Origin of the sequence: Candidatus Cloacimonas sp. (assembly GCA_039680785.1) — a bacterium.
Lineage (GTDB): Bacteria > Cloacimonadota > Cloacimonadia > Cloacimonadales > Cloacimonadaceae > Cloacimonas.
Genome location: JBDKSF010000099.1, coordinates 34,224 through 41,138 on the forward strand (window position 1 = coordinate 34,224; position 6,915 = coordinate 41,138).

General features: G+C 39.3%; 8 protein-coding genes. All 8 read left to right on the top strand.

Annotation, left to right across the window (positions count from 1 at the left end; translation table 11 throughout):
• Positions 1-73 precede the first annotated feature (73 nt).
• The 8 genes from ABFC98_07385 (at position 74) to ABFC98_07420 (ending at position 6,489) form a co-directional block, all read left to right on the top strand.
• The gene (locus ABFC98_07385) at positions 74-925 is read left to right on the top strand and encodes a hypothetical protein (protein MEN6445848.1); all 852 of its coding nucleotides are present in this window, start codon (positions 74-76) and stop codon (positions 923-925) included.
• A gap of 238 nt (positions 926-1,163) precedes the next feature.
• Entirely contained in the window at positions 1,164-2,156 is a 993-nt protein-coding gene (locus tag ABFC98_07390) for a serine protease (GenBank protein MEN6445849.1), read from the top strand.
• Positions 2,146-2,403: a hypothetical protein gene (locus ABFC98_07395; protein MEN6445850.1), complete on the top strand. Its 258-nt coding sequence runs from the start codon at positions 2,146-2,148 to the stop codon at positions 2,401-2,403. Before ABFC98_07390 ends, ABFC98_07395 begins: the two co-directional genes overlap by 11 nt.
• Before the next feature lies 1 nt (position 2,404).
• Entirely contained in the window at positions 2,405-2,674 is a 270-nt protein-coding gene (locus ABFC98_07400; GenBank protein MEN6445851.1) for a type II toxin-antitoxin system YafQ family toxin, read from the top strand.
• Positions 2,675-2,716: 42 nt separating this feature from the next.
• Complete coding sequence (gene ygeW, locus ABFC98_07405) at positions 2,717-3,889, top strand: knotted carbamoyltransferase YgeW (GenBank protein ID MEN6445852.1); 1,173 nt, start codon at positions 2,717-2,719, stop codon at positions 3,887-3,889.
• Between the two features lie 68 nt (positions 3,890-3,957).
• Positions 3,958-5,403 carry a pyridoxal-phosphate dependent enzyme gene (locus tag ABFC98_07410; GenBank protein ID MEN6445853.1) on the top strand — a complete coding sequence of 482 codons (1,446 nt, stop codon included), beginning with the start codon at positions 3,958-3,960 and terminating at the stop codon, positions 5,401-5,403.
• 31 nt (positions 5,404-5,434) lie between these two features.
• The gene (locus ABFC98_07415) at positions 5,435-5,959 is read left to right on the top strand and encodes an NTP transferase domain-containing protein (GenBank protein ID MEN6445854.1); all 525 of its coding nucleotides are present in this window, start codon (positions 5,435-5,437) and stop codon (positions 5,957-5,959) included.
• A complete protein-coding gene (locus ABFC98_07420) occupies positions 5,941-6,489 on the top strand; it encodes a nitroreductase family protein (protein ID MEN6445855.1) in 549 nt (182 codons plus the stop codon). The genes ABFC98_07415 and ABFC98_07420 overlap by 19 nt, the downstream gene beginning before the upstream one ends.
• Positions 6,490-6,915: the final 426 nt, after the last annotated feature.

Consider the following 6,915-nt stretch of genomic DNA (forward strand, 5'->3'; position numbering starts at 1 on the left):
AAATAATGTAACAATCAGATTTTGGGAAGGAGGGTTGACAAGATGTCACTCTTCCGTAAACATAGAGGTATGAATGCTGAAAAGAATTGTTTTCTTTCTCCTGTTGGCTACAGCCATAGCTTTATTTGCGTTGGTAAACCATCCTCCGAAGGAATATATTTTACGCACAGAGGCGCTGAACGAAGCATCTGGAATTGACTTGGGCAAAAGGAACGAAAAAGTGCTCTGGAGTCATAACGATTCCGGTAATAAAGCTGAAATTTATGCCCTTAAAACAGATGGTAGTTTACTGGATACTTTAAGGATAAATAATGTAGTAAACCGTGATTGGGAAGATATTGCCGTTGCCCAAGACCCTTATAGCGGAGAAAGTTATATTTACATAGCCGATATTGGCGATAATAACGCAAAATACAAATCCGTGTATATTTATCGCATAAAAGAACCACAAATTGTGCCGCAAGAAGATCTTATCCAAATTGGCAAAGTGGATACCATTGAGGTTTGCTATGCAGATGGACCTCGCGATGCCGAAGCCCTATTTTGGGAACCTAAAACCGGTGACCTTTACATTATCAGCAAAAGAGAAGAACAGGTAGGCATATATCGCATTGCTTATCCTTTCAATTTTAAGGACAGTAACCAGGCAGAAAGAATTTGCTCTTTACCCATATCCTGGGTTACGGCAGCCGATTTAAGTGATAATGGAAAACGATTGTTGATTAAGACCTATACCGGAATCTACAAATATAAAGTTAAGATGGGTAATAACCACATAATAGCCCTCTCTCAGAATCCCAAATCTCTGCCGTATCTAACTGAACCACAAGGTGAAGCCATTTGCTGGGATGCCAAAAATAAGGGCTATTTTACTCTTTCCGAATCCGCTAAGGGAGTAAAACAGGCATTATATCATTATAAATGACCTGGATATGAAGAAAAAGTGTGAAATAGTGAGAGTTCAAAGTGCGGGAGTTCAAAGTGCGGGAGTTCAAAGTGCGGGAGTTCAAAGTTGATTTTTGAAGGTATCGGTGATAAAAATAAATCTGCTGTATTTGAGTGAAATACTCATTCATTCGCTTCTGCAAAATTTGAGCTTGACATAAACAAAGAAGTGAAACAAAGGAAATAAATTAATTCTTATCTAAAATAAGGAAATAAAAATGGAACCAAAACAAAAGCGGGAAGAACTTCTGCAACAGTTGGAGACCTTGCGCAAAACAAAAGTCCTGATTTATGTAACAGGAGACAGACCTGGCTGGGAAACGCAGATTCATCAGGAGGTCCATAGTTTTTTTGCTCAACATCTGGAAAAAATGTCTAAGGGCTCCAAGCTAAATAAACTTTCTTTATTTCTTTATACCAGAGGTGGAAATACTCTGGCAGCTTGGAGTTTGGTTAATTTATTGCGTCAGTATTGTGAAGAACTGGAAATAATTGTTCCTTCCAAAGCTCATAGTGCGGGAACTTTAATGTGCTTAGGTTCAAATCTCATTGTAATGACCAGGCAGTCAACTTTAGGACCGATTGATCCCAATATCAATACACCATTAAATCCTGCCATCCCCAATATGCCTGGACATACTATCCCTGTTAGTGTTGAAGCTATTAATGGCTACATAGAATTAGTAAAAAAAGAATTCGGAATTAAAAACGATCAGGCACTGGCAGAGGTGGTAAAAGTGCTTTCAGAAAAAATTCATCCTTTGGTTTTGGGAGAGGTCTATAGAGCCAGAGCTCAGATAAAAATGCTTGCTAATAAGTTATTGGATTTTCATATTCCGGAAGGCCATAAAGAAAAGATTGTCAATTTCCTATGTACAGATTCCGGAAGTCACGATTATACAATTAATATTAAAGATGCCAGGGATTTAGGATTAGTAGTGGAAGAAGCGGATCAACAAAATGCAGAACTGATCAATGCCATTTTGGAAACTATTGCCAGGGAACTGGAACTTGATATCCCTTTTGATCCCAAAAAACTGTTGAAAAAAAAGGAGTTTACTGATTACTGGTGTAAAAGAGCTCTTATTCAAAGTATTGAGGGCGGTAAACACTTATTTATTTCGGAAGGGACGCTTTCTTTACATCATAACGAGGATAAGGTAATTTTTCAGAATACACCTACTTTTGAGGGATGGAGATATGCTAAATAAATCAATTAGTTTTGGAATAATAACCAATACAGCCAATCAAATCGGTTATCTTGATTATACAAATACTTCCTGCCGATTTTCTGGTTTCTTTTCCTATAATCAGGAAACATTATTTAACCTGCTTTTAATACAGGAACCAACGAAACCTAATAAAGAAACTCTGCAGGCAATTGAAGAATCCAAACATCCGGAAAAACTGCCGGTTTATAGTAATATTGATGACTTCCTGAATTCTTTAGAGAGTTGATTTGCTCAAAATCAGCCATACTTCTCAATTTAAGAGAGATTACAAGAAATATCGGACAAATCAAGACCTTAAAGAAGCATTAAAAGAGGCATTAGCTTATTTAGTGTCAGGAAAACCTCTACCCTCCCATTTTAAAGATCATCCATTGAAAGGTGATAAAAGTGAATGCCGGGAATGTCATTTATCTCCTAACATTCTGTTGCTTTATAGAATACAAGATGAGGTCTTAATCCTGATTAGGATTGGCTCGCATTCCAATTTGTTTGATTAAATATTTTCTGATCCTTTTTAGTAAAGGGAAAATGAGGTAAATATGGATAATCGCGCAAGAGCAAGCGCTCTGATTAAAGAGCTGGAAACCCTGCAGCCGGATTTGTCTGGCAAGGACTTTTTATTAACTTGGGAAAATAGCGTGGATAACCTGAAAGCAGTGATGCTAACGGCTGAAATACTACAATGTCTGCATAAGGAAAAGAAGCCCTGGCGTATTTTTGATTATGGCTTGGCAATTTCCATTTTCAGAGATAACAGCACGCGCACTCGTTTCAGTTTTGCTTCTGCCGTAAATGGTTTAGGGCTTGCCTTGGCAGAATTGGATGAAGTGAAAAGTCAGATTGCTCACGGAGAAACAGTGCGTGAAACGGCAAATATGATATCTTTTTTAGCGGAAGTAATTGGCATCCGTGATGATATGTATCCCGGCGAGGGACACAGCTATATGCTGGAAGTGGCGCAGGCAGTTTCCGATGGCTATCTTCACGGTATTTTAGCCCAAAGACCAACTATAGTGAATTTACAATGTGACTTGGATCATCCTACTCAGGCGCTTTCCGATTTGCTGAAACTAAAGGATTATTTTGGTGGCTGGGAAAACCTGAAAGGCAAGAAACTGGCTATGAGCTGGGCATATTCTCCATCTTATGGAAAACCGCTTTCCGTCCCTCAGGGAGTGATAAATCTGATGACTCGCTTCGGAATGAATGTAGTTTTGGCTCATCCTGAGGGCTATGATTTACTTCCTGAGACCTTAAACAGTGCTTCTCTTTTTGCTAAAGAAAACGGTGGTTCCTTTGCCGTAACTAACTATATGGAAGAAGCATTTAAAGAGGCCGATGTGGTTTATCCTAAAAGTTGGGCTCCGATGGCTGTGATGCAGGAAAGAACAAATTTGCTCAAAGCTGGTAACAGACAAGGTCTGCACGAACTGGAACAAATGTGTTTGGCAAATAATGAGCAGTTTATTGATTGGGAATGTGATGAAGAGATGATGAAATTGACCAAAAACGGTAAAGCCCTTTATGAACACTGTCTGCCAGCCGATATAAGCGAAATTAGTTGTGCCCAGGGAGAGGTCTCTAAAAGCGTGTTTGAAAGATACCGTTATCATACTTATCAGGAAGCGGGTTACAAGCCCTTCGTGATTGCCGCGATGATATTGAACAGTAAAGTGCAAGACCCAGTTGCCAAATTAAAAGGATTTCTCTAAAAACCAAATAACTTTACAAAAAAGTCCAATCCTTTTTTTGGTCTTATTGGACATTGAAGGAGATATATATGCCAAAATTGATTACTAAAATAGACCCCGTTGTTGCTAAAAAGAATGCCCAGCGCTGTAAAGAACGGGGAATAATTCTGCCGACAATTCGCCAACAGATGTTTCCAGATACTATTCCGGAGGCAATTAAAGAGCAACTAAAATCCGTGGGACTTTGGGACATAAACCCTTTAAACTTGTTTCGGATCACTTGGAAAAATGATATAAATACCGGACTTTTCGGCAAGCCCAACTTTGTGGAAATTCCTTCTGAACTAACAGGTGTGAAAGCCAGAATTATAGGTATGGTGGGTAAATATTTTCCTACGGGAGCACATAAAGTGGGTGCCGCTTACGGTTGTTTGATTCCGCGTTTAATTTCCGGCACTTTTGATCCTGAAATTCACAAAGCCGTTTGGCCCTCTACAGGCAATTATTGTAGAGGAGGCGCTTTTGATTGTGCCCTATTGGCTTGTCCAGCTGTAGCCATTTTACCGGAAGAAATGAGTAAAGAGCGTTTTGACTGGTTACGGGAAATTGGAGCCGAGGTTTTTGCCACTCCGGGTTGCGAATCCAATGTTAAAGAAATTTACGATAAATGCGACGAATTGCGCAATGATCCTGCTTATGTTATCTTAAATCAGTTTGATGAATTTGGCAACTCTTTTTGGCATTATCAAATAACCGGTAATGCCATTTATGAGGCATTTGAACTGGTTAAAAAACAGGGTGATCGTTTTAGTGGATATGTTAGCGCCACGGGCAGCGCTGGAACCATTGCCGCCGGTGATTACTTAAAAAAACATTTTCCCTCGCTCATAATCAATGCCAGCGAAGCTTTGGAATGCCCCACTCTGTTGATGAATGGTTTTGGTGGACATCGCATTGAAGGCATCGGCGACAAACATATACCTTGGATTCATAATGTGCGTAATACAGATATGGTTAGCGCCATTCACGATGAGGACTGTTTACGGCTTTTGCGTTTGTTTAATGAACCGGAAGGAATAAAATATCTGAAGCAAAGCGGAATTGATCCCATTTTGGTTGATAAACTGAATCTTTTGGGCATTTCTTCTCTTTGCAATCTTTTGGCTGCCGTCAAAATGGCGAAATATTATGAATATAACGAGCAGGATATTATCTTTACCGTGTTTACGGATAGCGCTGAAATGTATCGTTCTCGCTTACAAGAACAGACAGCGTTAAAAGGTGAATATACTGATTGGCAGGCAGCTCTGGATAGAGAGGGAGCCCTAAATAAGCAAAGTTACGATAACCTGCTGGAATTGAATTATCGGGATAAAAAACGCATACATAACCTCAAATATTATACTTGGGTGGAACAACAGGGAAAGACCTATACGGAAATTTTACAACAGTGGGAACCGGAATATTGGGCTGAGACCTTTGAAAATAATCTATCCGAACTGGATAAAGCAATTGAGGAATTTAATAATAGCTGAGGGCAGAGAGCTGAGAGCTTAGGGCAAAGGGATGAAAGTTACTGCCATCATTCTGGCTTCCGGAAAAGGAAGTCGAATTGGTTTACCCAAAGCAGAAATTAGCATTATGGGGATAAGCTTTATAGAACAGATAAGGAACATTTTAACGGAAGCGGGCATACAAGATATTTTTGTAGCAAAGTATAAAAATACTCCTGATATGTTAGCTACTTTACGATTAGCTGTAAGCGAACTGAAAAGTAAACAGCAAAATAGTGGCTATCTTGTTTTTCCGGTAGATTTTCCATTTGTTCATTCTGAAACTGTTCAAAGCATAATGGATGCGCATATTTTGAGCCCATTGGCTGTTATCCGTCCCGTTTTCAATCGGCAAAAAGGTCACCCGATTATTATCCCTTCAGAGCTTAATCTGGAAGCGGAAGATAAGAACCGGGGCTTACAATATATCATTCAGACCTGTGGTTTGCCGGTTGTGGATATCCCCGTAAAGGACTCCGGAATATTAAAAAATGTTAATACTAAAGAGGATATGGAGCTATGGATGCCAAAGAAATGATTTGGGAAAGACACAGTGTGCGCGATTTTTTACCTACTCCCATTCCTGCCGAAATAATCCAAGATATATTGGAAGCGGGACATTTAGCGCCTTCCACGCAAAACCGTCAGCCCTGGCGATATCTGGTTTGGACGGAAAATGCCAAAATTCAAAAACTGGCTTTGCACTGTGGATTGATCGGGTTATCCAATTTTTTTATCCGCCAAGCGCCTTGTTTGATTATTGCCTGCGCCGATTTGAAAGATAACATCAAAATTAACGGCCAGGACTATTATTTGGTGGATACAGCCATTTCGTTTCATCAGTTGTTGTTATATGCACGCAGTTACGGAATTGAAAGTTGTTGGCTGGCTGCTTTTTCGGAAAAGAAACTGAAGGCATATTTGGAACTTCCTGATAGTTGGAGAATTGTGGCTATGGCTCCTTTGGGTTATCCGAAAGATAAAAAAGCTCTTTATTCCAAGGCAGTAAGCAGTTTTGCCAATAGCAGTGAGAGAAAACCGCTGGAAAGCATTGTCCGTTTTTTGTAAATAGGCAACTGGCTTTGATTTTCCATTTTGCCGTAACACAATGCTTGCTTTTGACTTTCAATTTTGCCTTTGCCAGCCCAATTAGCAGTTTCCTCTCACTATTTTTCTGGCAACGGCATTTTAAACATTTTACCAACTTCAAAATTGAGAGTTAAAACAAGAACAACTTTTGCTGTAAGACAAGAATAAAAAAAGCATCTCCCATTGAAAAGAAGTTTTGTTTTAACTCTAAACCGAGCTTCAGCTTTAACAGTAAAAGGCAATGAACTACATATAATGTTGCTATGTAAATCTCGTTTCAACACAAAAAGGATCGGTTTAGAGTCAAAGCCAAAACACTTCAGCTTTAACAGTAAAAGGCAGGGAACTAATTTTACTGTTGCTATACAAATCTCGTTGCAATGTTCGAAAGAATCGGTTTAGAGT